This is a genomic window from Pedobacter sp. AC464 (genome assembly GCF_979253075.1).
In genome coordinates this window covers 159,494-186,270 of the sequence record NZ_CEEDBV010000001.1, presented here as the reverse complement: position 1 = coordinate 186,270, position 26,777 = coordinate 159,494, and the positions used below count along the sequence as shown (strand labels likewise).

Annotated in this window: 28 protein-coding genes; 9 read left to right on the top strand and 19 right to left on the bottom strand. The window is 38.5% G+C overall.

Features of this window, described 5'->3' with window-relative positions:
- Positions 1-106 precede the first annotated feature (106 nt).
- The 3 genes from AC0IWT_RS00775 to fbaA all read right to left on the bottom strand — a co-directional run bounded on the left by AC0IWT_RS00775 (position 107) and on the right by fbaA (position 2,222).
- Positions 107-529, bottom strand: a complete 423-nt coding sequence (locus AC0IWT_RS00775; RefSeq protein ID WP_056870894.1) for a GNAT family N-acetyltransferase — start codon at positions 527-529, stop codon at positions 107-109.
- On the bottom strand, positions 526-1,011 hold the full coding sequence (locus tag AC0IWT_RS00770; RefSeq protein WP_056870895.1) for a low affinity iron permease family protein: 486 nt from the start codon (positions 1,009-1,011) through the stop codon (positions 526-528). Before AC0IWT_RS00770 ends, AC0IWT_RS00775 begins: the two co-directional genes overlap by 4 nt.
- Before the next feature lie 131 nt (positions 1,012-1,142).
- On the bottom strand, positions 1,143-2,222 hold the full coding sequence (gene fbaA, locus AC0IWT_RS00765) for a class II fructose-bisphosphate aldolase (RefSeq protein ID WP_471795552.1): 1,080 nt from the start codon (positions 2,220-2,222) through the stop codon (positions 1,143-1,145).
- A gap of 312 nt (positions 2,223-2,534) precedes the next feature.
- Between fbaA and accD the strand changes: the two genes are divergently transcribed.
- Entirely contained in the window at positions 2,535-3,380 is an 846-nt protein-coding gene (gene accD, locus AC0IWT_RS00760; protein ID WP_056870982.1) for an acetyl-CoA carboxylase, carboxyltransferase subunit beta, read from the top strand.
- Between the two features lie 469 nt (positions 3,381-3,849).
- Positions 3,850-5,397 carry a M20/M25/M40 family metallo-hydrolase gene (locus AC0IWT_RS00755; protein WP_471795551.1) on the top strand — a complete coding sequence of 516 codons (1,548 nt, stop codon included), beginning with the start codon at positions 3,850-3,852 and terminating at the stop codon, positions 5,395-5,397.
- A gap of 315 nt (positions 5,398-5,712) precedes the next feature.
- Here AC0IWT_RS00755 and AC0IWT_RS00750 read toward each other — a convergent pair whose 3' ends face one another.
- From AC0IWT_RS00750 to glmM, 7 genes are all read right to left on the bottom strand, one after another.
- Positions 5,713-6,717 (bottom strand): cytochrome d ubiquinol oxidase subunit II, encoded by a 1,005-nt coding sequence (locus tag AC0IWT_RS00750; protein ID WP_471795550.1) that lies wholly within the window; start codon positions 6,715-6,717, stop codon positions 5,713-5,715.
- 99 nt (positions 6,718-6,816) lie between these two features.
- Positions 6,817-8,142 carry a cytochrome ubiquinol oxidase subunit I gene (locus AC0IWT_RS00745; protein ID WP_471795549.1) on the bottom strand — a complete coding sequence of 442 codons (1,326 nt, stop codon included), beginning with the start codon at positions 8,140-8,142 and terminating at the stop codon, positions 6,817-6,819.
- A gap of 171 nt (positions 8,143-8,313) precedes the next feature.
- Entirely contained in the window at positions 8,314-9,213 is a 900-nt protein-coding gene (locus AC0IWT_RS00740) for an MBL fold metallo-hydrolase (RefSeq protein WP_471795548.1), read from the bottom strand.
- Between the two features lie 75 nt (positions 9,214-9,288).
- On the bottom strand, positions 9,289-9,492 hold the full coding sequence (locus tag AC0IWT_RS00735) for a hypothetical protein (protein ID WP_471795547.1): 204 nt from the start codon (positions 9,490-9,492) through the stop codon (positions 9,289-9,291).
- A 134-nt stretch (positions 9,493-9,626) separates the two neighbouring features.
- Entirely contained in the window at positions 9,627-9,827 is a 201-nt protein-coding gene (locus tag AC0IWT_RS00730) for a hypothetical protein (RefSeq protein ID WP_471795546.1), read from the bottom strand.
- A gap of 735 nt (positions 9,828-10,562) precedes the next feature.
- Positions 10,563-11,711, bottom strand: coding sequence for a cysteine desulfurase family protein (locus AC0IWT_RS00725; protein WP_471795545.1), 1,149 nt, complete (start codon positions 11,709-11,711; stop codon positions 10,563-10,565).
- Between the two features lie 3 nt (positions 11,712-11,714).
- Positions 11,715-13,103 carry a phosphoglucosamine mutase gene (gene glmM, locus AC0IWT_RS00720; protein ID WP_471795544.1) on the bottom strand — a complete coding sequence of 463 codons (1,389 nt, stop codon included), beginning with the start codon at positions 13,101-13,103 and terminating at the stop codon, positions 11,715-11,717.
- Between the two features lie 607 nt (positions 13,104-13,710).
- Here glmM and AC0IWT_RS00715 point away from each other — a divergent pair.
- The 3 genes from AC0IWT_RS00715 to AC0IWT_RS00705 are packed head-to-tail and all read left to right on the top strand — an operon-like array spanning position 13,711 to position 15,724.
- A complete protein-coding gene (locus AC0IWT_RS00715) occupies positions 13,711-14,442 on the top strand; it encodes a class I SAM-dependent methyltransferase (protein WP_471795543.1) in 732 nt (243 codons plus the stop codon).
- Complete coding sequence (locus tag AC0IWT_RS00710; RefSeq protein WP_056870907.1) at positions 14,439-15,002, top strand: phosphatase PAP2 family protein; 564 nt, start codon at positions 14,439-14,441, stop codon at positions 15,000-15,002. The genes AC0IWT_RS00715 and AC0IWT_RS00710 overlap by 4 nt, the downstream gene beginning before the upstream one ends.
- Positions 15,002-15,724, top strand: coding sequence for a ZIP family metal transporter (locus AC0IWT_RS00705; protein ID WP_056870908.1), 723 nt, complete (start codon positions 15,002-15,004; stop codon positions 15,722-15,724). Before AC0IWT_RS00710 ends, AC0IWT_RS00705 begins: the two co-directional genes overlap by 1 nt.
- 76 nt (positions 15,725-15,800) lie before the next feature.
- Here the strand turns inward: AC0IWT_RS00705 and AC0IWT_RS00700 are convergent, their stop codons facing one another.
- The 8 genes from AC0IWT_RS00700 to AC0IWT_RS00665 all read right to left on the bottom strand — a co-directional run bounded on the left by AC0IWT_RS00700 (position 15,801) and on the right by AC0IWT_RS00665 (position 21,614).
- Positions 15,801-15,944 carry a DUF5522 domain-containing protein gene (locus tag AC0IWT_RS00700; protein ID WP_162238727.1) on the bottom strand — a complete coding sequence of 48 codons (144 nt, stop codon included), beginning with the start codon at positions 15,942-15,944 and terminating at the stop codon, positions 15,801-15,803.
- Positions 15,945-16,029: 85 nt separating this feature from the next.
- Positions 16,030-16,977 carry an exonuclease gene (locus tag AC0IWT_RS00695; protein WP_471795542.1) on the bottom strand — a complete coding sequence of 316 codons (948 nt, stop codon included), beginning with the start codon at positions 16,975-16,977 and terminating at the stop codon, positions 16,030-16,032.
- Positions 16,978-17,064: 87 nt separating this feature from the next.
- Complete coding sequence (gene coaE, locus AC0IWT_RS00690) at positions 17,065-17,667, bottom strand: dephospho-CoA kinase (protein WP_471795541.1); 603 nt, start codon at positions 17,665-17,667, stop codon at positions 17,065-17,067.
- Entirely contained in the window at positions 17,667-18,614 is a 948-nt protein-coding gene (locus AC0IWT_RS00685; RefSeq protein ID WP_471795540.1) for a CdaR family protein, read from the bottom strand. Before AC0IWT_RS00685 ends, coaE begins: the two co-directional genes overlap by 1 nt.
- A 92-nt stretch (positions 18,615-18,706) precedes the next feature.
- The gene (gene yajC, locus AC0IWT_RS00680; protein WP_056090684.1) at positions 18,707-19,024 is read right to left on the bottom strand and encodes a preprotein translocase subunit YajC; all 318 of its coding nucleotides are present in this window, start codon (positions 19,022-19,024) and stop codon (positions 18,707-18,709) included.
- A 58-nt stretch (positions 19,025-19,082) separates the two neighbouring features.
- Positions 19,083-19,529, bottom strand: a complete 447-nt coding sequence (locus AC0IWT_RS00675) for a DUF1573 domain-containing protein (protein ID WP_056870912.1) — start codon at positions 19,527-19,529, stop codon at positions 19,083-19,085.
- A gap of 1 nt (position 19,530) precedes the next feature.
- On the bottom strand, positions 19,531-20,481 hold the full coding sequence (gene nusB, locus AC0IWT_RS00670) for a transcription antitermination factor NusB (protein ID WP_056870913.1): 951 nt from the start codon (positions 20,479-20,481) through the stop codon (positions 19,531-19,533).
- 44 nt (positions 20,482-20,525) lie between these two features.
- Positions 20,526-21,614, bottom strand: a complete 1,089-nt coding sequence (locus tag AC0IWT_RS00665) for a Glu/Leu/Phe/Val family dehydrogenase (protein WP_471795539.1) — start codon at positions 21,612-21,614, stop codon at positions 20,526-20,528.
- A gap of 108 nt (positions 21,615-21,722) precedes the next feature.
- On the opposite strand from AC0IWT_RS00665, the gene AC0IWT_RS00660 reads away from it, so the two are divergent.
- The 3 genes from AC0IWT_RS00660 to AC0IWT_RS00650 all read left to right on the top strand — a co-directional run bounded on the left by AC0IWT_RS00660 (position 21,723) and on the right by AC0IWT_RS00650 (position 24,897).
- Positions 21,723-23,513: an ABC transporter ATP-binding protein gene (locus AC0IWT_RS00660; RefSeq protein WP_471795538.1), complete on the top strand. Its 1,791-nt coding sequence runs from the start codon at positions 21,723-21,725 to the stop codon at positions 23,511-23,513.
- A 77-nt stretch (positions 23,514-23,590) separates the two neighbouring features.
- The gene (locus tag AC0IWT_RS00655; protein ID WP_056870983.1) at positions 23,591-23,914 is read left to right on the top strand and encodes a DUF3276 family protein; all 324 of its coding nucleotides are present in this window, start codon (positions 23,591-23,593) and stop codon (positions 23,912-23,914) included.
- Between the two features lie 68 nt (positions 23,915-23,982).
- Complete coding sequence (locus AC0IWT_RS00650; protein WP_471795537.1) at positions 23,983-24,897, top strand: serine hydrolase; 915 nt, start codon at positions 23,983-23,985, stop codon at positions 24,895-24,897.
- Here AC0IWT_RS00650 and AC0IWT_RS00645 read toward each other — a convergent pair whose 3' ends face one another.
- On the bottom strand, positions 24,898-25,356 hold the full coding sequence (locus AC0IWT_RS00645) for a DUF5362 family protein (protein WP_056870916.1): 459 nt from the start codon (positions 25,354-25,356) through the stop codon (positions 24,898-24,900).
- 224 nt (positions 25,357-25,580) lie between these two features.
- On the opposite strand from AC0IWT_RS00645, the gene ychF reads away from it, so the two are divergent.
- Positions 25,581-26,681 carry a redox-regulated ATPase YchF gene (gene ychF, locus AC0IWT_RS00640; RefSeq protein WP_471795536.1) on the top strand — a complete coding sequence of 367 codons (1,101 nt, stop codon included), beginning with the start codon at positions 25,581-25,583 and terminating at the stop codon, positions 26,679-26,681.
- The last annotated feature ends 96 nt before the right edge of the window (positions 26,682-26,777 follow it).

Genomic DNA, 26,777 nt, shown 5'->3' with positions numbered 1-26,777 from the left:
ATTTCTTGCGGCAGAATTTTAACGCTCAAATTTACATGTGTAAACTTGAGGTAAACATAGACTGCATGAATATTGCTTCGTGCCTGGCAATGACTTTAAAATCAGATTAAACCTTTTTAACCATTTTAAAATGCTGAATTCCTGCTTCTTCAAATTGCTCACCTTCGGCTACGAAACCAAATTTGGCGTATAAACTCATGGCATCGAGCTGAGAATTCAAATAGATATAATGTGCATCTTCAGGTAAATCGGAAAGTGCTTCTGCAATTAAAGCACGGCCAACACCCTGGCCTCTAAACTCTTTAAGCACGGCAAATCGTTCAAGCTTGTAGCCTAAATCCGTTTTACGCCACCTGCACGCACCACATGGTTGTCCGTTTTGCTTAGCCAAAAAATGCACCGATTCATCTTCATGTTCCCACTCCAATTCCGGTGGACAATTTTGTTCATCAACAAATACAATTTTACGTATAGCAAATACCTTATCTAAATCTTCAGGATGGTTAACTTTTTGAACTAGCAAACTCATTGTTTATGGCTTTTAAAATGTTTATTATTTTTCAACTTTATCTCATTCAGTTCTTTCGCAACATCTATTGAATGCGAACAATGAATATCGGCCTCTTTTTTTGCAAGAGTAGCAATTGTAACGTAAAATTTATGCAACTGATCTAACTCTCTTTCACTTAAATCTTCTATATCAACCATACGGTTGCTTGCGCCCTGTTGCGCCGCAATTAATTCGTTCAGTTTCAATTGTATCGCCTTCCCATCTTTATTTTGTGCTTTCTGAATCAGGAAAACCATTAAAAAGGTGATAATTGTTGTTCCAGTATTAATGACCAACTGCCAGGTTTCAGAATAGTGGAAAACAGGCCCTGTAACGGCCCAGATAATTACAATTGCTGTGGCAGAAATAAAAGCAACAGAACTGCCTGTAAACTTTGTTGCAGCATTGGCAAACTTCTCAAAAAAATTGTTTTTTTTGGAATCAGTACTCGATTTTGTCATCACATTTCGTTTGCTTAAATATAGCATTAAACAAACGAAAGCGCTATAAGTTTTACAACCTATAGCGCTTTAAATTTATTCTTAAAATAAGCGTTTTCTGATGCCTAATCGCAACCGAAAACGGATTGTTTTTAAAGCTTTTCGTTAGCGTTAATGCAATTTAAATCTTCGAAAGCTGTTGTTAAGCGCTTAACGAAAGTCTCCTCGCCTTTACGTAACCAAACACGTGGGTCGTAATATTTCTTATTAGGTTTATCTTCGCCATCCGGGTTACCAATCTGGCCCTGAAGGAAAGCTTCATTCTTTTTGTAATATTCCAAAATACCTTCCCAAAATGCCCATTGCATGTCGGTATCGATATTCATCTTAATAGCACCGTAAGAAATTGCTTCTCTTATTTCCTCCTGAGATGAACCTGAGCCACCGTGAAAAACGAAATTGATTGGTTTCTCGGCAGTTAAATTGAATTTCTCTTTAACAAAATCCTGAGAATTTTTCAAAATTACCGGTTGCAATTTCACATTACCTGGCTTGTATACACCATGTACATTACCAAATGCAGCCGCAACCGTAAAACGTGGAGAAACTTTACTCAGTTCTTCATAAGCATAAGCAACTTCACTTGGCTGGGTATATAATTTAGAGCTATCCACATCGCTGTTATCCACGCCATCTTCCTCACCACCTGTAACACCAAGCTCAATTTCAATAGTCATGTTCATTTTTGCCATGCGGGCAAAATATTTAGCAGAAATTTCCATGTTTTCCTCAATAGGCTCTTCCGAAAGGTCGAGCATGTGTGATGAAAACAACGGTTTTCCGGTTTCAGCGAAGAATTTTTCACCGTGGTCTAAAAGGCCATCAATCCAAGGCAACAATTTTTTAGCGGCGTGGTCGGTATGTAAAACCACGGCAACACCATAATGTTCTGCCAATAAATGCACATGTCTAGCCGCCGATACAGCACCTAAAATGCACGCCTGTAATTTCTCATTATCTAAAGATTTACCCGCATAAAATTGCGCACCTCCATTAGATAACTGAATCATAACTGGCGAATTCACTGCCTTGGCAGTTTCCAATACCGCATTAACCGTATTTGTACCGGTTACGTTCACAGCTGGTAATGCAAACTGATGTTTTTTAGCCTGCTCAAACAATTCTTGAACGGCATCTCCGTAAATTACGCCTTTGTAGCCTTTTAAACTCATCTCTTGTTAATTTTATTAAGTCCGAAGTTATAAAAAAAAATAACATTTTAAGCTTTTGTAACAACAGAATTATTTGCCTAACAACCAAATAAGGCCTGTTTAGTGTAAAAAAGACATTATGCTTAGTGTAAGAAAGACACATTATCAAAAAATCGGAATTTGCATTATCACTTTTCGAACGCTGCAGACCAATAAAGCCACTTAGGCAATTGAAACCTGAGGTTTGATTATTCTTGGTAATTTGAGCCTTTGTAATTGATGAAGTTGATTATATTTTTCGTTTCTTTGCAATCCAATTCTTTAAAAAATTATATGGCTTGGTTTAAGAGAGAAAATAAAGGTATCATTACCACAACAGAAGAGAAGAAAGAGGCACCGGATGGCGTGTGGAATAAATGTCCTAACTGTAAAAAACCACTACATCAAACAGAATTACAGGAAAACAAATACGTTTGCCACTACTGCGATTACCATTTGAGGGTTGGTTCTAAAGAATATTTCGAAGTTTTATTTGACAACAATGAATTTAAAGAGCTGTTCGCCAACCTAACATCAGGCGACCCTTTAAATTTTAACGATAACAAACCCTACACCGAAAGAATTATTGAAAGCCAGGCTAAAACCGGCTTAAAAGATGCCATTCGTGCCGGTGTGGGTAAAATGGAAGGCCAGGAGTTGGTAATTGCCTGTATGGATTTTGCCTTTATCGGTGGCTCCATGGGCTCGGTTGTTGGGGAGAAAATTGCCCGCTCAATCGATTACAGCATTAAACACAAAATTCCGTTTTTAATGATTTCTAAAAGTGGCGGTGCACGGATGATGGAGGCTGCATTTTCACTAATGCAAATGGCTAAAACATCGGCAAAGCTTGCTTTATTAAGCCAGGCAAAAATACCTTATATCTCTTTGCTTACCGACCCTACAACAGGCGGAGTTACCGCATCTTACGCGATGTTAGGCGATATAAACATTGCCGAACCAGGCGCTTTGATCGGCTTTGCAGGCCCGAGAGTAATCAAAGAAACCATAAAAAAAGATTTACCTAAAGGCTTCCAAACTTCAGAGTTTGTTTTAGAACACGGCTTTCTTGATTTCATTGTAGATAGAAGAGCAATGAAAGCAAAATTGGGTGCCTTTTTAAAAATGATGAATAACTAACTTGGTTTATTTGTCATTGGTTCAATAGTTCAATAGTCATTGGTTTATTGGTTCAATAGTCATTAGTTCATTAGTACAATTGCCTGATTAATTGGTCAATAAGTTATTAGTCACTCGTTTATTGAGCAAATTGGCTAATCAATTTAAAAATAATATGAAAAGCAGGGCTTGAATAACTTGGGTTATTTCAGTCCTGCTTTTTGCTTGTAGTACCGATTAGAAAAAATCGGTAGCTACCCGCGGCAATCAGGTTTAGATTACGCGGTTCAGCAATTCGTGGTTGTGGCAGCCTAACCCAATTGCCGCCCGCCGCTAACGTGGCAAAATAAATTCCTTGTTATTTTCCATATAAGAACGATTAATAGCGTTTCCACAGGTGTTGAATACCGCGAATCTGCAACATTTCCATTAACATCGCCACTCCCACCCCGTTATTGCTTAAATTAGCCTATCAAATAAGCAAACTGAAATGAATAAAAAACTACTATTTCCAACTTTACTTCTATTTACATCCTCTTTTGTTTTCGCTCAAGACAAAAAAGTGATAGACAACATTGTTAAAGAAGTGAATGAAAATTCGCAACTTGAAAAACTTGCTCATGAACTTTTGGATGTTGTCGGACCGCGTTTGGTGGGTTCGCCACAAATGAAACAGGCAAATGATTGGGCAGTGAAAAAATATGCTGATTGGGGCATATCTGCAAAAAATGAGAAATGGGGCGAATGGCGTGGCTGGGAACGTGGCGTAACTCACATCGATTTGATTAGTCCAAGGTTAAGAACTTTGGAGGGCACACAGCTGGCCTGGAGCCCTTCTACCAATGGTAAAGCCATTAATGCCGAGGCAATAGTTTTACCAGCGATTACCGATTCTGTTGCTTTCCAAAAATGGCTGCCAACTGTAAAAGGCAAATTGGTACTCATTTCCATGAACCAAATTTCTGGCAGGCCAGAAAAAAACTGGGAGGAATTTGCAACTAAAGATTTATTTGAAAAATTCAAAAAAGAAAAGGCAGATGCAGCAAGGGCCTGGGCAGCCGGTATGGCTAAAACTGGCTTAAACGCAAAAAATTTAGCGTTGGCCATTGAGAATGCTGGCGCAGCCGGAATTATAATTAACAACTGGTCGCAAGGCTTTGGTGTTGATAAAGTTTTCGGGGCAAATACTACAAAAATTCCAACCGTGGATCTGTCTGTTGAGGATTACGGTTTAGTTTACCGCCTGGCAACGAATGGAAATAAACCCATGTTAAAAATCGAGTCAGAATCTAAAGAACTTGGCGTAGTACCAACTTTTAATACCATTGCTGAAATTAAAGGCAAGCAAAAGCCAAAAGAATACGTAATGCTTTCAGCCCATTTTGATTCGTGGGATGCAGCAAGCGGGGCAACGGATAATGGTTCGGGCACAATCCTAATGATGGAAGCGATGCGCATTTTGAAGAAATTTTATCCTAACCCTAAACGTACAATTTTAGTTGGGCACTGGGGAAGTGAAGAACAAGGACTAAATGGTTCAAGAGCTTTTGTAGAAGATCATCCTGAAATTGTTAGCAACCTGCAAGCGCTGTTTAACCAGGATAATGGTACGGGTAGAGTGGTTAACATCGGCGGACAAGGTTTTGCAAAATCAAAGGACTACATAACCCGTTGGTTATCGGCGGTGCCGGATACAATTAAAAACCAGATTAAAACAAGTTTCCCTGGAATGCCAGGTGCAGGCGGTTCTGACTTTGCATCTTTTGTGGCTGCCGGAGCGCTCGGTTACTCATTAGGTGCAACCAGCTGGGACTACGGAACATATACCTGGCACACCAATCGCGACAGTTACGATAAATTAGTTTTCGACGAAATTCGGAGCAACGTGATTCTAACTGCGATTATGGTTTATATGGCTTGCGAAGACGCTGAAAAAACTTCGACTGAAAAAGCAACAGATTTGCCGGTAAACGAGCGCACAGGAAAGCAGGTTGCCTGGCCAGAAGCTAAAAAAGCGACACGAAAAGGCGGCTTATAACCAAATTATAGATGAGAAGAGCATTCAGAAATGGATGCTCTTTTTTATGAAATGGTGCTTGGGTTTTTTCTATTGTCCTTGAAGAATAAACCCGATAAAGTGTAAATATTTTTTTGTCGCTCTAACGCAAAAGAACACTCAGTTGATCCCATCGTAGTAGCGAATTTTTGTAAGCCGACAGAAGTTAAAAAAAATTGCAACGATAGCGGGACTTTCGAGGCCGAAGAATTACTGCAATTGCTTTCCAAATAATTAACTAAATACATGTCTGCACCCTAGGAAAAAATTAGTGTCTGCAACGACGGGAAGGAAATTCTACTCCTCTTTTTTCTGGAATTTGTAAAACAAATAACCCAGAAAAGGCAAAATTAAGATACTGCCCAATAACAGCGCTAAACCTAAGCTGTAAATTGTTTTCTCTGGCCCAATAGTTTCGAATAGGGAAATTGCACTACCATTTTTTAACCTGATGAAATTTGGAAAGTGTGCATAGCTAATGGCTAACAAAATCATGGTTACCTGGAAGCCGGCCAATATTCTTAACACTTTTGTTTTACCTTTCAAAAGCAAATACCAGAGTAAAACTAGTGAGAGACTTGCCAATATGATAGCGGTTAAGCCAACGGTGTTTCGAAAAAGCCAATCCATTAGCGGAATATTATCAAGTTGTGCAGCAATGAAAACCATCGCACCAAAAATAACTGCAGCGATATTCATGTATTCTGCTTTTTTGATGAACCTGCGTTTATCGTGTTCATCGTCGGTTTCTCCAATTAGGTAAACAGCCGCGAGGAAGCCGCAAAGCGCAACGGTAAACAGTCCCACGGCAATTGAAAACCAATTTAACCAGCTAAAAATATATGCAGACGCAAAGTCTGTAGCTTTTGTATCGATATGGCCAGAAATTACACTCCCTGCAATAATGCCTAAGAAAAGTGGCGTAACGAAGCTGGAATACCTGAAAATACGATTATAAAGCCATTGCATATCATCTTTAATTGCATCATAATGGCGAAAAACAAAGGCCGTACCGCGAGCGATAATGCCAATAAGCATAATGAGCAGCGGAATATGAAGATAAACGGACATCGTAGTGTAAATGTGCGGGAAGCCAACAAAAAGAATTACAATGGCAATGATGAGCCACATATGGTTCGCCTCCCATACAGGTCCGATTGCTTGGTACATTGTTTTCCGCGTTCTGCTTCTGTTTTTTGTTGAGGTAAAAAGTTCGATGATTCCTGCGCCAAAATCCGCACCACCCAGTAAAAAGTAAAGCAGAATGCCCAAACATAAAAAAGCGATTACCACGTATTCCATATAGAAAATAATTACAGAGATTTTTTAGTAGAGAAACGTAAAAACCACCTAATTTTTTTGAAGTTAAAAGGCTATCTGCATCTCTCATCTCCTCTTTCGTTAATGATTATTTGATTCAGTTTTGCTATAAAGCACCGGCACCATTTTAATTTGGCGATAAAGTAAAAAAGTTACAATACAGCTCAGCGACAAATAAATTGCGGTGAAAATATAGAATGAATAAGCTATTCCGGGCATTGGTGTTATGGCGTCTTTAGTGCGCATTACGCCGTAAATAATCCAAGGCTGGCGCCCAACCTCCGTAACCACCCAGCCTGCTTCCAGCGCAATATAACCAAGCGGGATAGCTAAAACGAAGAGTTTCAGCAACCAAGGCTTATCTAAAAGTGATTTCTTTTTGAGCAGGTTAATGAAATATATAAGTGAAATCAGCGCTAAAAATGTCCCTATTCCAACCATTATCTGAAAGGCATAATGTGTTATGGCTACAGGCGGCCGGTCCTTCTCCGGAATTTTATCCAAACCTTTTACTTCCGCTTTAAAATCTCCGTGAGCAAGAAAACTTAATGCGCCAGGAATTTTTATTGCGCCTTTTACCGTTTGCTCTTTTTCATTAACAATTCCGCCTATTAAAAGCGGCGCAGGTTTTTCAGTTTTGTATAATGCCTCCATTGCGGCAAGCTTGGCAGGCTGTCTTTTGGCTACATCTTTAGCCGAAATATCGCCACTTAGGGGTTGCAATATCGCACCGACGCAGGCAAAAACTGCGGCAATTTTAAAAGCTTTTAGGTGAAATAGCTTATTTTGATTCCGTAAAATCATTAACGCATGAACGCCGGCTACCGCAAAGCCCGTTGCGGTAAAGGCGGCCAAACACATATGCAAGGCTTGCGAAAACCAGGCTTTATTAAACATGGCCTGTATCGGGTCGACATTAAAGTAGGCTCCATTTACATAATCGAAACCAGCAGGGCTGTTCATCCAGGCGTTTGCCGCAACAACCAGAATCCCCGATGCGAGTCCACTTACGCCAACTACCATCCCCGTAAACCAGCGAAACCATTTGTTTAGCTTATCCCAGCCGTATAAGAAAAATCCTAATGCAATCGCCTCGATAAAAAAGGCAGTTCCTTCCAGTGAGAATGGCATACCGAAAATTGGTCCGGCGTGTTCCATAAATTTTGGCCATAACAGACCGAGCTCAAAAGAAAGCATGGTGCCGGAAACTGCGCCTGTTGCGAAGAAAATTGCTACACCTTTGCTCCAGGCCTTGGTTAAATTCCGGTAAACCTCATCATTTGTTTTGAGCCATTTGTAATGCGAAACTGCCATAAAAAAAGGCATTACCATACCAATGCAAGAAAATACAATGTGGAAGCCTAGCGATAAGGCCATTTGAGAGCGGGCGGCTAAAAAATCATCCATATCTGATATTGGATTTTGTGTAACACAAATATAACAGATAAGGGCAGAGATGTAGCGGATTTGAGCCAGCTACTAAGATTTATTTTAAATATAGAACGTTTATAAATTGAAGATATATTTGGAAAGATGTTGCCGCAGATTTTGAATTAATTTAAAAATCTGCGGCAAATGTTAAGCACCTTTAAGTTCATCGTAGGCAGCAGTCAAACTTCTCTGAATACCATCTCCCTGCCATTCCGGAGCGTTTGGAATCGTTGTCGCTTTTAAGATATCCTCTTTGGATTTTCCGGATTTAATTTCGCTACCAACATATGTCATTAAGTTTTTTAGGTATTCCTGATATGCTTTAATATCAGCTTTTGTTCCGGTTACTTTTTCTGGATCTAAGCTATGGCCCCAGATAAACATGGTATCCTTATCAAACTGATTTTGAATTTTATCCAGCGCAGTAATCCAGTTTCCAATATGCGCCCCGTTCTCTCTATCAATGTACGGGAACCTACGGTTAAAAACTAAATCGCCAACGTGAACAATATTTGCATTTTCGAAGTGGTAAACGGCATCGCCATTGGTGTGGCCCGAACCATAGTAATATGCGCTGATTTTCTCGTCGCCAACCTGCGCTTTCCAACCTGTCCCAAAAGTGGTGTCGGGTAACAGTTGTTTATCTAGATTATTCGCTTTTTCTGCACCCCGTTTTTGATTGGCCAAGGAATTTTGGTGGGCCACAACTTTCTCTGCAATTCCCTTAAAAGCAATGTTACCAGCGGTGTGGTCGCCATGATGGTGTGTATTAATTAAATATTTAAAGGGTTTTTCACCAAGCTTTTTCAATTCATCAATAACGTGTGGTGCCGAAGTTGGAAATTGCGCATCAACTACAACAAAGCCATTTGAAGAATTTAGCCAGCCAATTGTACCACCCTGCTCAGTGAAGACACCAACATTGTTTCGCAACGGTTTAAAATTGTATTCCCGCATCATTTCCTGCTGAGCAAAAACATCTGTTTTATAAATTGATAATAAGGCCATGGCCAGTGCAGAATTCTTAATAAAATGTCGTCTTTCCATTTTTCGGTTAACTTAAAAAGCCACAACTAGTGCTGTGGCTTAAATCTAATAATTTTTAATCAAAAAAACACGTAATTATATACCCGAACCTGGTATCGTTCCTGGTTCGTGGCCCGGACCAAAAGCGTTGTTTTTTCGATTTTTGTCCTTATCAAATAGGTTAGTACCTTGTTTTGAAGATTTATTGTTATCAAGAGAATCATGTTCTCTTACATCTTCCACTTCGTTATTTAGTAAGTCATTCTGAATAACTTTTGCTTTTTCCTTATTATTTTCCATGGTAATTCATTTTGATGTATTATAGCAACACACGAAAAATAATATTGTTTTTATTAGCACTTCCCGGAATGATTTTTTGCATAGTAATTCTTTACCCTTTTTTGAAAAGAGTTAAAAGGCAACCACAATTCGCTTTACAACATGGAGCCAGACAGTTTTCGAAATTCGTGTATACAGCCGAACGAATTAAATTTTCGCTTATGAATTTTGTTGAAATGATGAGAGGATTCAAAAGAAAAAGGCAGCAGAATGAATTTGTAGATGTGTTTTCTGCCATTTAGTGCTCTCTCTTCTTCGAGATTTGCTGCTTGCGGGGTTGTTCCCTGATTTTCCATAACAGTTAGTTTTATCAAAGCATTTTTTGCTTTTGTAGGATTAAAATTTTTTTTCGAATAGAAACTTTATCCCTCCGGCGGGACTTAAAAAGTTATCAGAAAAATTTTCTTTACCTTATACCAAGTGGATTTTGATAAGGTTTCGTTGCGGAACAGTTGTCTATTGGCCTTCGGATGGCCTTTATCTTACCTAAATATAGCTTTTTGTTTTGAAAAATGCAAGGGTTTATAAACGCCGTTGAGTAAAGTCAACGGCAATGGAGTTTACAGCGGTGAAACGCATATGCGCTAGCAAAGCTTTTCAAACTAATTTTAACATTCGACAATTGCGGAATTGAATTTATTGCCATACTTACTAGGCTTCCGTTGACTAAAGTCAATTGTAATGAATGCATGTGAGCTAAGAAGGTTTTTTAAGCCGAAATGAACATCCTAAAACCACCGCAGTTGAATTCATTGGGGTCCTGCTTCAGCAGACGGAATTGAAATTTAATGCCTTCATTAGCACCTAAAACCTTTGTTTCCTAAACCTGATTGACGTGGAAACCAAAAGCTTTTTCTGCTTTTGTTGGAACAAAAAGCAGGACTGACTTAAATAATTGAACTGCAATTGCATTTCAAAAGCTAAAAAATCTGCAACAATATTTAGATAACCTAAATGAAACAATTAAAATTTACATCATAAAAAAAGTCCCGAATTGCTCCGGGACTGTTCCTATTTGGTTAATGATATTTTTAAGCTAAGGCATTCTGTTTAACCACCATTTTAACTTTTTCAATAACGTAATCGAGCTCTTCTTTTGTGGTATACTTGCTAAAAGAAAAACGAACAGAAGGACGATTTGGGTCGGCCTTTATGCCATTTAACACATGCGAGCCAATATTGGAGCCAGACGAACAGGCGCTGCCACCTGACGCACAAATGCCGTTTATATCCAGATTAAAAAGCAACATATCTGCCATATCCATTTCGGGAAAGGACACGTTCAGAACCGTGTAAAGGCTTTTATCCGCATCAGTTTCACCATTAAAAGCGATACCTGAAATTTCGGCAATTAAAGCTTCCTTTAAATAATTTTTTAAGTCTTGAATGTAATTTTGATGTTGCTCCATCTCTGCGTAAGCAATTTCCAGGGCTTTCGCCAGACCAACAATCCCGTAAACATTCTCCGTTCCGCCACGCATGTTACGCTCCTGAGCGCCACCATAAATCATCGGCGGAATTTTAATATTGCTATTTACATACAAAAAGCCAACACCTTTTGGGCCATGAAGCTTATGCGCTGCACAAACAATAAAATGAGCTTTCAAATCACGCACGTTATGCACGTAATGGCCCATGGTTTGTACCGTATCTGCATGATAAATTGCGTTATATTTTTCGCAGATATCACCAACTTTTACCATATCGGTTAAAGTACCCAATTCGTTATTGGCATGCATTAATGATACAAACGTACGCTCATTATTTTGGAGCAGTTCTTCGAGGTGAGCGTAATCTACGTTACCTTTTTCATCAATATTAACAAAGCTAAGCTTATCAATTTCACCATTTTTGAGCATCATATTTAAGGTATGCTCAACGGCATGATGCTCGATTTTGGAGGTAATTGCGTGTTTAATACCATAGGCAGAAATGCCACAACGAATTGCCGTATTATCGGCTTCGGTGCCCCCCGAAGTAAAAAAAATCTCGGATGGCGACGCACCAAGCAACCCTGCCACGGTTTTTCGTGCCTTTTCGACCAGGGTTCTAACTTCTCTGCCAAGTGCATGAATAGCCGAGGGATTGCCAAAATAGTTTTCCATCACATTGGTCATTTCAGCAATTACATCCTTATCAAGAGGTGTTGTAGCGGCATTATCCAAATAAACTCTTTTCATGTGCTAGTTCAGTTTAAGTATTTCCTTGATATCGGAAATGATTTTATTAGCTAAGTTTTCCGCGATGGTTTCGTTTTCGGCTTCACTGTAAATGCGAATAATAGGCTCAGTGTTTGAGCGGCGTAAATGTACCCACGTTTTATCGAACTCAATTTTTAATCCATCAATTGTACTATATGGCTGGTTTTTATATTTTTCCTCAACCTGCTTTAATAAATTATCGATATCCATTTCTGGTGTTAGCGTAATTTTATTTTTAGAAATGTGGTATTGAGGATAGCTGCTTCTTAAAACCGAAATTGATTTGCCGAATTTAGCCAGGTGTGTTAAAAATAATGCAATGCCAACCAAAGCATCTCTACCGTAATGAGATTCAGGATAAATAATACCGCCGTTACCCTCACCACCGATGATTGCGTTCGTTTCTTTCATTTTATTGACCACGTTCACCTCTCCCACGGCCGATGCATTATAATCCGAACCAGCCTTTTCAGTTACATCACGCAAAGCACGGGTAGATGAAAGGTTAGAAACCGTATTTCCAGGTGTATTTTTCAATACGTAGTCTGCAACAGCAACAAGCGTGTATTCCTCCCCAAACATGCTGCCATCTTCATTTACGAAGCACAAACGGTCAACATCCGGGTCTACAACGATGCCCAAATCAGCATTTTGTTTTTGAACCTCTTTTGAAATTTCGGTTAAATTTTCCGGAAGTGGTTCCGGATTATGTGGAAAATGACCATTTGGCTCGCAGTACAATTCGGTAACGCGACTTACACCAAGGGCTTTTAACAATGCAGGTATAAAAATGCCCCCAGTTGAGTTTACACAATCGATAACAACCTTAAAATCTGCCTTTCTAATGGCCTCTACATCTACTAAGGGCAAAGCCAAAACTTTATCAATATGTTTCTGCAGGTAAGTATCGTTTTTGATTACTTTTCCTAATTTATCAACCTCGGCAAATTCAAAAGCAGCTGCTTCGGCTAAATCCAAAACTTCCTTTCCATCCAAATCGCTAATAAACTCTCCGTTTGCATTTAACAACTTTAAGGCATTCCATTGTTTTGGATTATGGCTCGCTGTCAAAATTATTCCGCCACCGGCTTGTTCGTCGGGCACCGCAACTTCTACAGTTGGGGTAGTTGAAAGCCCTAAATTAATCACCTCAATACCTAAACCTTGCAGGGTTCCGATAACCAGATTGTTAACCATTTCACCGGAAATACGTGCATCGCGACCTAAAACGATTCTCTTGTTCCCTGTTTTTTGCACTACCCAGCTACCAAAAGCGGCTGTAAATTTTACTACATCTATCGGTGTTAAGCCGTTTCCTGCCTGTCCACCAATTGTTCCACGTATTCCTGAAATCGATTTTATTAGAGTCACTCTTCGTATTTTAATTTGAGGTACAAAAATAACAAAAAAAACAAGACAGCGGGTATCGGGAATGGGTTTTACAAGTTAAATTACATTGCTTTTATATCCATTTATACGATGTATTTAATAGAAATTCAGTTGCTGTGTTTACTCAAACGTGTGACTGAATTTTTATTTACTTGGAAAGCAATTGCAGCAATACTTCGGCTAAAGCAGCCCCGCCCTCGTTTCAAATCCTCGTCTCGTTCCTCGCCTTGCGGGTTTTCCACTAACTCGGGTTTAGAGAAATTAGGCCTGCAAGCAACACCATAACTCTTATTATCACTGCCCTAATGCAAGCCATTGTTATTAAACCCTGCAGCAGCGGCAGCCCCGAGTTTTTGGGTGAGGGCTACAGTGAATGACAGGGCTGTAATCGCAATGAAAAACTGAACGCTGATTTACAAAAAAAAATTGCACCCAATTGTGTTGCAGCCAGATAATAGATTATCAGTTAACTTGAGAACGACAATTTTTGAACTGATAATTATAAAATTGCTTAGCGGTGAAATTAAAGTACATGGTTTAAATCAATTTTATCTAAGTTTGCAAATTCCAAAACAAAAGGCTTTTTTATATGCAACGTAAGTGGTTTCAATATTGGTTTAATTCGCCATATTATCATATTCTTTACCAACAAAGAAACGATGCCGAAGCCGAGTTTTTCATTGATAAGTTAACAGAATACCTTAATCCTGAAGTCGGCTCCAAAATGCTCGACATTGCTTGTGGCAAAGGCAGGCATTCCATTTATTTAAACAAGAAAGGGTTTGATGTAACCGGAATCGATTTATCGGAACAGAGCATAAAATTTGCCAAGCAATTTGAAAACGACAAGTTGCATTTTCTTGTACACGATATGCGCAGGCTGTTTTACATCAACTATTTTGATGTTGCCCTGAATTTGTTTACCAGTTTTGGCTATTTTGACACCGAAAAGGACCACGTAAATGCCCTAAAGACCTTTAGAAAATGCTTAAAGGCTAATGGTACTTTGGTAATAGATTATTTCAATACCGAAAAAATTATAAGAAATTTAAATCATTGCGAGGCAAAATCTCTTGATGGCATTACCTTTAACATTACTAAAAATATTGTTGATGGAAAAATCATCAAAAAAATAACGTTTGATGATAAAGGCAAGATTTACAATTTTGAAGAACGTGTACAGGCTTTTACTTTGGACGATTTTCAAAGAATGCTGTCAAAAGCAGGGATGGTTATTCAGAAATCGTTCGGGAGCTATGCTCTCGATGATTTTGACAAAGAAAACGCTGACCGTTTAATTTTAGTTTGCAAAAAAGCATGATAGAAAGCATTCAGCAATTTGATATCGAGCTTTTTTTGAAAATCCATCGCGGGCTTTCAAACGGCTTTTTCGATTGGCTGATGCCTTTAATGCGCAACCGTTTCTTTTGGTCGCCATTGTATATTTTTATCATAGTTTTCTGCCTTAAACAATATAAAAAACGGGGCTTTTACATTATTGGGATGCTGGTTTTTACATTTGCCCTGAGCGATTCAGTTGCATCGCGTTTGATTAAGCCCTTTGTAGAACGTGTTAGACCATGCAACGATTTTAGTTTGGCAAATGATATTATCCATCGTGTTCCATGCGGTAGCGGCTTAAGCTTTCCATCAGCACATGCCACAAATCATTTTGCATTAGCTGTGCTTTTAATCTGCATTTTTTATAACCGTTGGAAACCAATTTTACCTCTTGGACTATTCTGGGCAGCAATAATAAGCTTTGCCCAAGTGTATGTTGGTGTACATTATCCTGTTGATGTTACTGCAGGTGCATTACTCGGAACGATAATTGGTTTTATATGTTCGAGAATATTTAAGAAACTACAACCCGAATTTTAATGGAAGCTTGGAAATTTGCTGTACTTTTTTTCTGCGCTTTTTTAGGCGGCTCAGCCATTTTTTTGGTTAAGAGTGATAAGTCTAAATTGCTGAAACTAATCTTATCGTTTAGTGGCGCTTACCTTTTTGCAATTACGGTTTTACACCTAATTCCCGATGCCTACAGCGGTCCGGATAAAGGGCAAATTGGTATATTTATTCTAATTGGCTTCTTGCTTCAAATATTCCTTGAACAGTTTTCGGAAGGCGTTGAACATGGGCATATCCATAAACATCACGATGGACATGTTTTCCCATTCGGGATAATGATAAGTTTATGCCTACATGCTTTCTTAGAAGGCATGCCGCTCGCAAAAGATCAGCATAATGAGCTTATTTTCGGGATTTCCCTACACCACATTCCGGCAGCTTTTGCCCTTGCCAGTATTTTAATGCAAAACCACTTCAAAAAGGGAAGCATCATTTTATACCTGTTAATTTTTGCGGTAATGGCACCACTTGGTTTTTATGTAAGTGTTGGATTAAGCAACGGAACTATTGGGGGTATTGATGCTTACTTTAACAAAATAATGGGCATTGTTATCGGTATATTCTTACATATTTCCACCACAATTTTATTCGAATCAAGCGCTGACCACAAAATTAATACCCGTAAAATGATTGCTGTTTTGCTGGGAATCGGTGTTGCGCTTATTGGCTTTTTTGCCGGCCATGCTCATTAATATTTATCCGTTGTTAATGAATTTCGATTAACCCGTTCAGTGGCTAAAAGCTCAAGCTGTTGCCCGCAATCAGCTGTTATTTTTTCTGTTTGGTTTTACCGTATCCCCAGGGGCAATGCTTACACTTATTTTTACAGCAGTAACCACGCTTTAGGTGATAGGCTTCTGTAAAAACCATGAATCCATCTTCGTTGAAGTAAAAATCCTCGCCCTCTTTCATATTTTTAATTATTGAATGATTGAATTTAACAACCCATTTTTGAACCAGTCAATTATTTTAAGTTACAATCTTCAATTAAACGATTTTATGATTCATTCAATATTTTAATTTCAAGCCTACCGGCAAAATGTGCTTTTAACTGTTTTCCATCACCATGCAGGGTCCAAACCTGCTTTGGCTTTACTTGCTCTATCGTTACTAAAATCGCATCCCAATCTGCGTGGTCAGAAATATAGAGCGAGATGCCATTTTGCTGCTGGAGATTTTTCCAGCCTGATGCGAAAGCCCGAACAACATTTATCGCCTTGTGGTAGCTATGGAAAACCATCGGCGGAACGATGTAAACCTGATGTTCATGATTCTGCTTCATCACCTTTCTATCGTACATTTTGTAATTACCAAGTTCAATTCCAAAATCCTCATAGATTTTTACAAAAGGCATAATGCTGTGGTGAACCATCACATTTTTTGTCGGACAATGTTCATTTAACAATTGAATTATTCGCTGGCTTTTACCCAATGCATAAGCACCCAGCATAATATTTGCATTGGTTTCGTTCAGTTTTTTTATTTCATCAACCGGCAACGGATGCCTGGTTTCAGGATTTGCAAAAGTGCTTTCCGTAATCAAAACATCGGCCTCAACAAATTCGAAAGCTTCGCAGGTGGCATCTGGTTCAATTTTATAATCCCCAGTATACAAATATTTTACACCCTGATACTCCATTAAAACTTGTGCCGAGCCTAAAATATGGCCGGCGGCGTAAAAACTAATTGTTACATCTTTTATCTTAAAAGTATCATGGTATTTTTTAATATGGAAATCGACTGCGGCAAACTTACGGTAACGATGTTTCATAAATCGTTCAGTTGCCGCTGTACAGTAAACATTCTGGCTCCCCCCGATGGCATGGTCGCCGTGCGCATGAGAAACTACGGCCTCCTTTACCGGCTGTTGCGGGTCGAGGTAAAAATCGCCGTAAATGCAATATAATCCTGTTGGTGTAATGGTAATGAAATCGTCTAAAATCATTTATCAGGATTTGTAATATTTAAGAAAAACACAGGGATTGTTTTGGGCCAGCCATCTGGATTGGAGATTAAATTTTTCGAATATAAGCTAAACACCTGCTGCAACTTTTAAAAAGTGTTCGTGCAGTTTTAAAACCTGTGCTATAATGGAGTGCATTTCATCATTTATTAAAAAATGATTGGCCATTGCAGATTTTTCTTCATCGCTCATTTGTTTGTCCATTCTTGCTTTAACCTGTTCCGCAGTTACATTATCGCGTCGCATTACCCGGCTTATTTTAACATCCATTGGTGCCGAAACTAATATACTGGTATCGCACATTTTGTAAGAACCACTTTCAAAAAGTAAAGCAGCTTCTTTCAAGGTATAAGGAACTTTTGGATTAATGTTCGCTGCCCACGTATCGAAAGCCCTGAAAACTGCAGGATGAACTAAGGCATTTAGCTTTGCCAGTTCTGCATCGCTATTAAAAACAATGCCCGCAATGTGCTTATTATTTAGCTTTCCGACTTCTAAATAGCTTTCCTTGCCAAAAGTCGATTTAACGCCTTCGATAAGCAAAGCATCTGTAATCATAATGTTTTTTGCTTCCGTGTCTGCATAAAAAACGGGTATGCCCAACACTTCAAACACCTGGCAAACCGTTGTTTTGCCGCTTCCAATTCCTCCAGTTATTCCTACTTTATACATTATTTTTCTACTACGAAATCTACCTTTGACGGACTTATTTTTACAAGCTTGCAATAATCAGGGAACTCGGTTAACCTAACCGTTAGCTTGCTGTGGTGTAAATCAGACCATTCATCTGCGTCTACAGTGGCCGTAACAAAACTTTCATCAACCTGCGCAAAATAACTTAAGGCAACCAAAAACGTAACCTTTACCTTTCTTGGATAAAGTTTGATGCTGTTGTAATTCCTGTTATTTATAATTTTTAAAGGAATTTCGAGCGTCTTTTCAGTAAATTCATCCACTGGCAGTTTAACCTCTACCGATGGCGGGAAGATGTTCACATTTTTGTGTAAGCTATGCTGCATGTTAACGCGAACAGTAGTACTGCTTTGAACATTTGTCAACTTCAACGTATCGGTAGACCATTCATTTATTTTCTTTAGCTCATCAATTGGGCCGGTTACTGTAACGTAACTCGGACTGAGCTTAATTGCGCTTGCTATGCCATATTGATTTGCGAAATCGATTTTTTGAATCAGTTTTATATCCACCCTTTTAACTGTTCTTTTGGTAAAATCGAAGTAAAGCGTGTCGGGTTTAACCGAAATAACTTTCTGCGAGCTTTCCAGCTGTTTATTAATGTTATAAAGCTGATCAGAAAAAACCACAAAATCTTTTGTACTTAACTGACTCAGATTTACCGCAATGGATTGCGGGTTAATTCTGAGTCTGGCAAAAAGTAGCTGCCAGCCTGTTCCTTCAACTTGTAAATCAACTGTATCGGGTTGTAATGGATGAAAAGCACGGTTTTGAGGGAAGTTTTTGTATATCAAAACAGTTTTCGCTGTGTAAACATACTTATTGTTTAAGGCCATAAAAAACCACGCAGCTATAGCAAGGAATAAGCAAGCTAACAAGCTTAAAACGCGTCTTCTCTCTATTTTAGTTAGTCTGATGAAGGGCATAAACAATTTGAAATGTCATTTAATCAAATGTAGTAAAACAAAAACAGTCTCGAAAACTTCGAGACTGCCTGTTGATTGAATTAAAATTTCTTTTAAGCTTTTGGCGGCGTTGTCGATGCCTTGGTAGCATCTAACGAAATCGCAGATTTATCGAATCTGATTTTACCACCACCCTCGGTTTCGATAAGAAAAGTTGTGTCATTAGCGCCAACAATTTTTCCGTGAATTCCTGCTGTAGTTACAATTTTATCGCCAATGCCGAGTTCGGCAACTAACTTTTTATGGTCTTTTGCTTTTTTAACTTGCGGGCGAATCATGAAAAAGTAGAAAACTACCATGATAAGTACCATCGGCACAATTGTACCCAACATACCACCACCTGCTGCCTGTAAAATTACTGTTGATATCATTTTATTTATTTGTTTTGATTTAATTAACTTTTAGTGAATGATTATTTTTGTTAATCAATTATTTTGTCTCTAAAACTTCGCCAACAAGATGTACCGTGCTTACATTCGGATTGGCGTTAGAAGTTACCGTAACAACCTTATCTTGCATGCCCATTTTGCCTTCGCTATTAAAAACAACTTTGATAACACCTTCTTTTCCTGGTAAAATTGGTTCTTTAGGTGTTTCAGGAATGGTGCAGCCACAAGTTGCTGTTGCATTTGATATAATTAGCGGACTTTTACCCGTATTTTTGAATTTAAACTCGTGCTGAACTTTTTCACCTTGCTTTATTTTTTCGAAATCGTAGATTTCACGTTCAAAGGTTAAAACCGCAGCATCTGCAGGTGCTACTTTTGAAGCAGTATTACCAACTGAAACATTCGACCCTTCTGTAGAACCATTATTTGCATTTCGGCAAGCTGTAAAAGATAATGCAGCTAATGCGAGTATGAACAATTTTTTCATTTTATTCTTCAATTAATCCGCGACCAATTTTTTTAATTGTATTTGTCTTTTTCAGGTCGCCTAAAATTTTGTCTAAAATACCGTTTATAAACGAATTACTTTTCGGTGTACTGTAATCTTTTGAAAGCTCCAGGTACTCATTAATGGTTACTTTTACCGGAATAGATGGGAAATTCAGAAGTTCACAAATGGCCATTTTCATTAAAATTGTATCCATCAATGCAATACGTTCAGATTCCCAGTTCTTTGTTCTTTCGGCAATCATCTCCTGATATTTCGCATCATTTTGGAGGGTATAAACAAATAAATCCTGAACGAATTTGCTATCTTCAATCCAATCAGCGCTAATTTCTGTAAGCTTATTTTTGAAAGGATCATCATGCGTAAAATTTTTCAGGGTTTTTGCAACCATGCCTTTCATCACTTCATGATCAACCTGCCAGTTGATAAATTTCTCTTCAAAAACCTGAATAATACCTTGATTTTTCAGGATAATTTTTCTGAAGATATATTTGATGATATCTTTCGATGATTCCAAACTTTCGTTCGGATCTGCAAGATAATCAGCATATTCTTTTGATGCTTTTAACGAATTGTAAACTGTTTTGCGAATTTCAGGATCGAAACCCCAATCTACCTTATACTTTTTAACCGACGATACATATTCTGGGTTTTGCTGCATCAACACACTAAACTTATTGTGCAACAATTTCATGTTCGGGTTCATGTCTTCTGCGGTTTTTATGTGCTTGTTTGCACGTTCCGCTGCGTCGTTAGCAGTAAATTCGGTAACTTCTACCATTAACGAAAGCATCCAAATGTACATTTCGTACACGCTATCAATACTTTGCATTAAAGTTTTAAGGTCTCCTTTAATGTCTTTTTTGTCTGCCATGTGCCATGCAAAAATATTCTGCAAAGCTTTAATTCTTAAGTGCCTTCTGTTTAACATGAATGTAAGAACGAGTGTGGTTTCTAGAACCGGTTAATAAATATTTAATATGTCGAATTTATTTTTTTTATATCTGCAATTCGTTTTTCTGCAATCCGATTTGCGGCAATGTTTGTGGCTATGTTTTCAGCTTTACTCAGCTTGATAACGTTTCTTGTAGCATCGTAAATGTGTTCGGTAAGTTGCACAGTGCGTTTTTTTCCAAAGCCGGTAAGTTCAGAATAGCATGAAATTAATCCACCAGCATTTATAAGATAATCAGGCGCAAAAAGAATTCCTTTTTTCATCAATAACTCACTATCTAAAACTTCATCTTTTAACTGATTGTTTGCGGAGCCGGCAATAATTGCAAACTTCATGCGCTCAATAGTTTTGTTGTTTACTGTTGCCCCCATGGCGCATGGCGCATAAACATCGGCATCCAAACCAAAAATTTTGTCGGCGTCGATTGGTTTTGCCTTATACTTGCGTGCAACATAAGTTAATTGCTCCTGGTTAATATCGCTTATTAAAACTTCGGCATTTTCTTTTCTTAGTAAGGCAACCAAATGCTCACCAACGTTGCCAATTCCTTGTACAACAATAGTTCTACCGGCAAGCATATCCGTTCCAAAAACCTCTTTAACACTAGCTTTAATACCTAAATAAACGCCTTGAGCTGTAAAAGGGGCCGGATTGCCGGCGCCTCCGAGTGATTCTGGAACGCCCGTTACATGATTGGTTTCCATGCGGATGTATTCCATATCGCGGGTATTCGTACCCATCTCCTCAGCAGTTATAAATTCGCCGTTCAGGTTTTTTATAAACCTGCCATAGCTACGCATTAAGCTTTCTGTTTTGTCTTTTCTCGAATCGCCGATGATAACACCTTTACCCCCGCCGAGGTTTAAACCTGTAATTGCAGATTTATAAGTCATGCCTCTTGATAAGCGCAAGGCATCTTGGAGCGCTTCAGCTTCTGTTGAATAACTCCACATGCGGGTTCCGCCTAAAGCAGGCCCTAAAGTGGTATCGTGGATTGCAATTATCGCCTTTAAACCTGAATCGGCATCATTACAGAAAACCAATTTTTTATGCCCGTAAGCACTTAATTGCTCTAAAATGGATGAATCTGACGAAGAATTTGCTGGCATAATGAACGTTCGGCTAACCTGCTGCAAAATTAAAATAAAAAACCATTATTACATGATTTTAACTAAACTATAACAAAATTTGTTTCTCATTGGCTAAGTTTGTGGAGTATGAAACACCTGCGTCGCTTAAATAAATACTTCCTGAAATATAAATGGTGGATTATACCGGGAAGCATTTTCGTTGTTATCTCGAATATTTTTGGTGTTGTACCGGCCCAGGTTATTGGTTATGCCTTCGATTTGATAACCGAAAACATACAGATTTATGCCCTGTTTGAGGGCTTTAATCGCCAGCAGGTTATCTATGATATCTTCAGTAACAGCCTGCTTTATTTTGGCTTTTTAGTAGTGGCATTATATATTTTGCGGGGTTTGTTTTTGTTTTTCATGCGCCAAACAATTATTCTCATGTCGAGGCACATAGAATTCGATATGAAAAATGATATTTACCAGCATTATCAAAGGTTAAGTTTGGGTTTTTACAGAAGGAATAATACCGGCGATTTGATGAACCGGGCTACCGAGGATGTAAACCGGGTGAGAATGTATGTTGGACCGGCAATAATGTATACCATAAACACATTTGTTTTATCGGTGCTGATTATCTGGTCGATGTTTGATGTGAACTCGAAGCTCGCCATTTATTGCCTGTTACCACTTCCTTTTCTGGTTATTATCATTTATTACGTCAACACGCTGATTTTTAAAAAAAGCGGGAAAATCCAGGAACGGTTATCAGATTTGTCAAGCTTTGTTCAGGAACGGTTTTCAGGCATCAGAATTATAAAATCTTACGTTCGTGAGGATTATACCCGGAACATGTTTGAAATTCAGAGCAACGAATACAAAAAAGACTCGATGAGCCTGGTTAAGGTATCCGCACTTTTCTACCCAACAATGCTTCTTTTAATTGGCTTAAGTACAATTCTTACCATATATATAGGTGGTGTACAGGTTATGAACGGAAGCATCACAGCCGGAAACATCGCTGAATTCATTATTTACATCAATCAGTTAACTTTTCCGGTTACGATGCTCGGATGGGTTACCTCGTTAATTCAGCGTGCCGCTGCATCGCAAAAAAGAATTAACGAATTTCTGGATATTCCTTCAGATATCGAATCAACCAGTTCGGTTGAGAAATCTTTGAATGGAAACATTCGTTTTAACAATGTTAGCTTTACTTATCCTGATACAGGTATACAGGCACTCAAAAATGTTAATTTCGAAATCAATAGTGGCGAATTTGTAGCGGTTATTGGCAAAACCGGTTCGGGTAAATCAACTTTGGCCAACTTAATTATGCGGATGTATGACGTTGAAAATGGCTCAATTAATGTCGACGGCGAAAATATTAAATCGCTAAACCTTAAAAATTATCGAAATCAGATTGGTTTTGTACCTCAGGAAGTTTTTCTTTTTTCTGATACCATTAAGAATAACATCGCTTTTGGATTGGACACCGTTACCGATGAAGAGGTTTACGATGCTGCAAAAAATGCATCTGTTTATAACAACATTATCGATTTTGATGAAAAGTTTCAAACCATGCTTGGCGAGCGGGGAATTACCCTCTCAGGCGGACAAAAACAGCGTGTATCTATTGCCAGAGCACTAATTAAATCGCCCAGAATTCTAATTTTTGACGATTGTCTGTCGGCCGTGGATACCAAAACAGAAGAAGAAATTCTACAAAACCTGGGAAAGATTATGAGGGGAAAAACCAGTATTCTTATTGCACACCGCATTTCGACAATTAAAAATGCTGATAAAATTCTGGTACTTGATGTAGGTGAAATAATAGAACAAGGTACACATAATGAATTACTTACTTTGAATGGCGCATATACAGAGCTTTATAATAACCAGCTTTTGGAGGAAGAAAGCAGAAGTATTTAAATTGTGTTAATTCTATTTTGAACTTTAAATATTTGCTTTATATTTACCGAAACCAAAAACCAACATCAATACCAACCATGGGAGAATTCGACAATAAAGAGAGAGAAGAAGTTTTTTCAAAGAAAGTAAGAGCAGGTAAGAGAACTTATTTTTTCGATGTGAAGGCTACTCGTTCGGGTGATTATTACTTAACAGTTACCGAGAGCAAGAAAAGATTAGAAGACGGCGTATTTGTAAAACACAAAATCTTTTTATACAAAGAGGATTTCGAAAAATTTGCGGAAGGCTTAACAGAAACCGTTGAATACATTAAAACTCATCAGGATGTTGTTGAAAAACGCTACGAATACTCTGAAAACGGCGAACACAGTACCAAAGCAAGCGATGATTTTTCTTTTTAAGTAAATATAATTTCAATAATGAGTCCCGATTCCCATCGGGACTTTTTTTTATGCCTAAATTCCCCAAAATGAAAAAGTTGACTCTTTTCTTTCTTATAATATCAAATTGCATTGCATCCTATGCACAGGAAAAATCAGATCAAAAGCTTCAGTTAAAGCTAAATGAGTTGGTTAAAGGTTTTAAAGGGGATGTTGGCATTTATGTTAAAAATTTAAAAACCGGTAAAACAGCATCAATAAATGCCGATACAATTTTCCCTACGGCTAGCATGATTAAAGTACCAATAACCTGCGGTGTTTTTAACAAAATTGAAAAAGGCGAATTGGATTATCATGCACAATTGATGTATTGTGACAGCCTTCTCTATGCGGGAGAAGATATTCTGGGCTCTTTTAAGGATAGCGAAAAAATTTCGTTGAGTAAGGTGTTGATGCTTATGATTACTACCAGTGACAATACTGCGAGCTTATGGGCGCAGCTGCTTGCAGGAACGGGTACGGCAATAAACGAAGTAATGGCAAACAACGGTTTAAAAGATACCCGGGTTAATTCGCGCACCCCTGGGCGAAAAGATAACCAGAAGAAATATGGCTGGGGCCAAACAACACCGAAAGAAATGGCTACACTTCTAGCATTAATCAGAGATGGAAAAATGATAAACCCTGCCGCGTCAGAACGGATTTACAGAAATCTGATTAGAATTTACTGGGACAGTGAGGCGCTATCGCAGATTCCGCCAACCGTTCAGGTTGCCTCAAAATCCGGAGCCGTAGATGCTGCACGCTCTGAAGTTTGTTTAGTTAATGCCCCTCACGGCGATTACGTTTTCTGTATTACCACAAAAAATCAGCAAGATATTTCATGGAATTATAGCAACGAAGGGTGGACAATGATTCGAAAACTAAGCAACCTTTTATGGAACCACTATGAGCCGAACTTTGGCTGGAAACAACCAGAAGGGATTCAGAGATACTATAAATAGTTAACCCCTGGCCATACTTGCAGCGAAAAGAAGAATGAAAAGAAAGTAACAGATCATGATAACAATTGTAAATATCCCCCAGAATTTAAACAGGGATTTCATGTTCATCATCGCGTCGTTCAAGCTTTCCTGGTCGCCATATAAAACGCCTTGTTTACCCTTATTTGAAAATCTAAAGAGCAATAAACTAGGGTAAAAGTACATCAATGCCAGGATGAGGTAAACAATGGTAACCCCGAATGCACCGGCGCCAGCCAATGGACCCAATTGCGCAACCATTGCTGGGTTAGCTGTTAAGGCAGCACCTATTCCAAAGGAACCAATTATTAAAAAAGCAGATAAAATAAACCCAACTATCGACAAAAATCTCGCCCATTTGGCTATCTCGTAGAGGTAACTTCTCATCTCTTCGGTAACTATCAATTTAACCTCCTGAGGCGTTTGTTCAAAATCTTCCATGTCTGTAATCCGTAATTTTGGCTAAACTTAGATAAAATATACATCCGCAACAAATTCCAACCTTTAAATAAACATATTAAAAGCTTATCTTTGCCGCCTGAAAAAGGTGAAAGGTGAAAGGTGAAAGGTGAAAGGTGAAAGGTGAAAGGTGAAAGGTGAAAGGTGAAAGGTGAAATCGTAAATCGTAAATCTAAAATCGTAAATCGTAAAATCAAATAATTTAAATGGCATTACAATGTGGTATTGTCGGCTTACCAAATGTTGGCAAATCGACACTTTTTAACTGTTTATCAAATGCAAAGGCGCAGGCGGCGAATTTTCCTTTCTGTACTATTGAGCCTAACGTTGGCGTAATTACGGTACCTGATGATAGGTTAACTAAACTTGCCGAATTGGTTAAGCCAAATAAAGTTCAGCCGAATACTATCGAAATTGTTGATATTGCAGGTCTGGTAAAAGGCGCCTCAAAAGGTGAAGGTTTAGGTAACCAGTTTTTAGGAAATATCCGGGCTACCAATGCCATTATTCATGTTTTACGGTGCTTTGATGATGGAAATGTAATCCATGTAGACGGTTCTGTTGACCCGATTCGGGACAGGGAAATTATTGATACTGAGCTGCAACTAAAAGACTTGGATACGGTAGATAAGCGGATTCAAAAGGTTGAAAAAATGGCCAAAACAGGTGGCGATAAAGATGCAAAGCGTACCTATGAAATTTTAACACTTGTGAAATCGCATTTAGAAAGTGGCAAATCTATACGTACTGCCGCTTTAAGTCAGGATGATTTCGATTTTATTGAAGATTTAGGCTTGCTTACTCAAAAGCCGGTAATGTATGTTTGTAACGTTGATGAAGCCTCTGTTATAACAGGAAATAAATACGTTGATTTAGTTAAAGCTAACGTTGCAGACGAGAATGCGGAAGTGCTGGTAATATCTGCAAAAATCGAATCAGAAATTGCGGAATTGGAAAGTTATGAAGAACGTCAGGAATTTTTGGCTGATTTAGGACTGACAGAATCTGGCGTAAATAAATTGATTCGTGCTGCGTACAAATTGTTAAACCTGTACACATACTTTACTGCCGGGGTACAAGAAGTTAGGGCTTGGACAATTACCAAAGGTTTTACCGCTCCACAAGCGGCTGGCGTAATTCACACAGATTTTGAAAAAGGATTTATCCGTGCGGAAGTTATTAAATACAATGACTTTGTAACGCTTGGTTCGGAAAACGCATGTAAAGATGCTGGGAAACTTGGTGTCGAAGGAAAAACTTACGTTGTGGAAGACGGAGATATTATGCACTTTAGGTTTAATGTATAACCTGTAAAGCAATCGAAAAAGAAAAGCCACTCGAATGAAGTGGCTTTTTTTATGTGTAAATTTTTTGAGGCTTTTAGCCCAACAGATTTTAAAACA

Bases quoted from the DNA above. Each gene is read 5' to 3' on its own strand.
- AC0IWT_RS00770 (WP_056870895.1), bottom strand. From the start codon at position 1,011: ATGACAAAATCGAGTACTGATTCCAAAAAAAACAATTTTTTTGAGAAG.
- ychF (WP_471795536.1), top strand. From the start codon at position 25,581: ATGGCATTACAATGTGGTATTGTCGGCTTACCAAATGTTGGCAAATCG.
- AC0IWT_RS00675 (WP_056870912.1), bottom strand. From the start codon at position 19,529: ATGAAAAAATTGTTCATACTCGCATTAGCTGCATTATCTTTTACAGCT.
- fbaA (WP_471795552.1), bottom strand. From the start codon at position 2,222: ATGAGTTTAAAAGGCTACAAAGGCGTAATTTACGGAGATGCCGTTCAA.
- AC0IWT_RS00665 (WP_471795539.1), bottom strand. From the start codon at position 21,614: ATGCCAGCAAATTCTTCGTCAGATTCATCCATTTTAGAGCAATTAAGT.
- AC0IWT_RS00715 (WP_471795543.1), top strand. From the start codon at position 13,711: ATGCAACGTAAGTGGTTTCAATATTGGTTTAATTCGCCATATTATCAT.
- AC0IWT_RS00645 (WP_056870916.1), bottom strand. From the start codon at position 25,356: ATGGAAGATTTTGAACAAACGCCTCAGGAGGTTAAATTGATAGTTACC.
- AC0IWT_RS00700 (WP_162238727.1), bottom strand. From the start codon at position 15,944: ATGAAAGAGGGCGAGGATTTTTACTTCAACGAAGATGGATTCATGGTT.
- coaE (WP_471795541.1), bottom strand. From the start codon at position 17,667: ATGTATAAAGTAGGAATAACTGGAGGAATTGGAAGCGGCAAAACAACG.
- AC0IWT_RS00660 (WP_471795538.1), top strand. From the start codon at position 21,723: ATGAAACACCTGCGTCGCTTAAATAAATACTTCCTGAAATATAAATGG.
- AC0IWT_RS00685 (WP_471795540.1), bottom strand. From the start codon at position 18,614: ATGCCCTTCATCAGACTAACTAAAATAGAGAGAAGACGCGTTTTAAGC.
- AC0IWT_RS00755 (WP_471795551.1), top strand. From the start codon at position 3,850: ATGAATAAAAAACTACTATTTCCAACTTTACTTCTATTTACATCCTCT.
- AC0IWT_RS00735 (WP_471795547.1), bottom strand. From the start codon at position 9,492: ATGGAAAATAATAAGGAAAAAGCAAAAGTTATTCAGAATGACTTACTA.
- AC0IWT_RS00730 (WP_471795546.1), bottom strand. From the start codon at position 9,827: ATGGAAAATCAGGGAACAACCCCGCAAGCAGCAAATCTCGAAGAAGAG.
- AC0IWT_RS00775 (WP_056870894.1), bottom strand. From the start codon at position 529: ATGAGTTTGCTAGTTCAAAAAGTTAACCATCCTGAAGATTTAGATAAG.
- yajC (WP_056090684.1), bottom strand. From the start codon at position 19,024: ATGATATCAACAGTAATTTTACAGGCAGCAGGTGGTGGTATGTTGGGT.
- AC0IWT_RS00655 (WP_056870983.1), top strand. From the start codon at position 23,591: ATGGGAGAATTCGACAATAAAGAGAGAGAAGAAGTTTTTTCAAAGAAA.
- AC0IWT_RS00695 (WP_471795542.1), bottom strand. From the start codon at position 16,977: ATGATTTTAGACGATTTCATTACCATTACACCAACAGGATTATATTGC.
- nusB (WP_056870913.1), bottom strand. From the start codon at position 20,481: ATGTTAAACAGAAGGCACTTAAGAATTAAAGCTTTGCAGAATATTTTT.
- AC0IWT_RS00705 (WP_056870908.1), top strand. From the start codon at position 15,002: ATGGAAGCTTGGAAATTTGCTGTACTTTTTTTCTGCGCTTTTTTAGGC.
- accD (WP_056870982.1), top strand. From the start codon at position 2,535: ATGGCTTGGTTTAAGAGAGAAAATAAAGGTATCATTACCACAACAGAA.
- AC0IWT_RS00650 (WP_471795537.1), top strand. From the start codon at position 23,983: ATGAAAAAGTTGACTCTTTTCTTTCTTATAATATCAAATTGCATTGCA.
- AC0IWT_RS00745 (WP_471795549.1), bottom strand. From the start codon at position 8,142: ATGGATGATTTTTTAGCCGCCCGCTCTCAAATGGCCTTATCGCTAGGC.
- AC0IWT_RS00725 (WP_471795545.1), bottom strand. From the start codon at position 11,711: ATGAAAAGAGTTTATTTGGATAATGCCGCTACAACACCTCTTGATAAG.
- AC0IWT_RS00750 (WP_471795550.1), bottom strand. From the start codon at position 6,717: ATGGAATACGTGGTAATCGCTTTTTTATGTTTGGGCATTCTGCTTTAC.
- AC0IWT_RS00740 (WP_471795548.1), bottom strand. From the start codon at position 9,213: ATGGAAAGACGACATTTTATTAAGAATTCTGCACTGGCCATGGCCTTA.
- AC0IWT_RS00710 (WP_056870907.1), top strand. From the start codon at position 14,439: ATGATAGAAAGCATTCAGCAATTTGATATCGAGCTTTTTTTGAAAATC.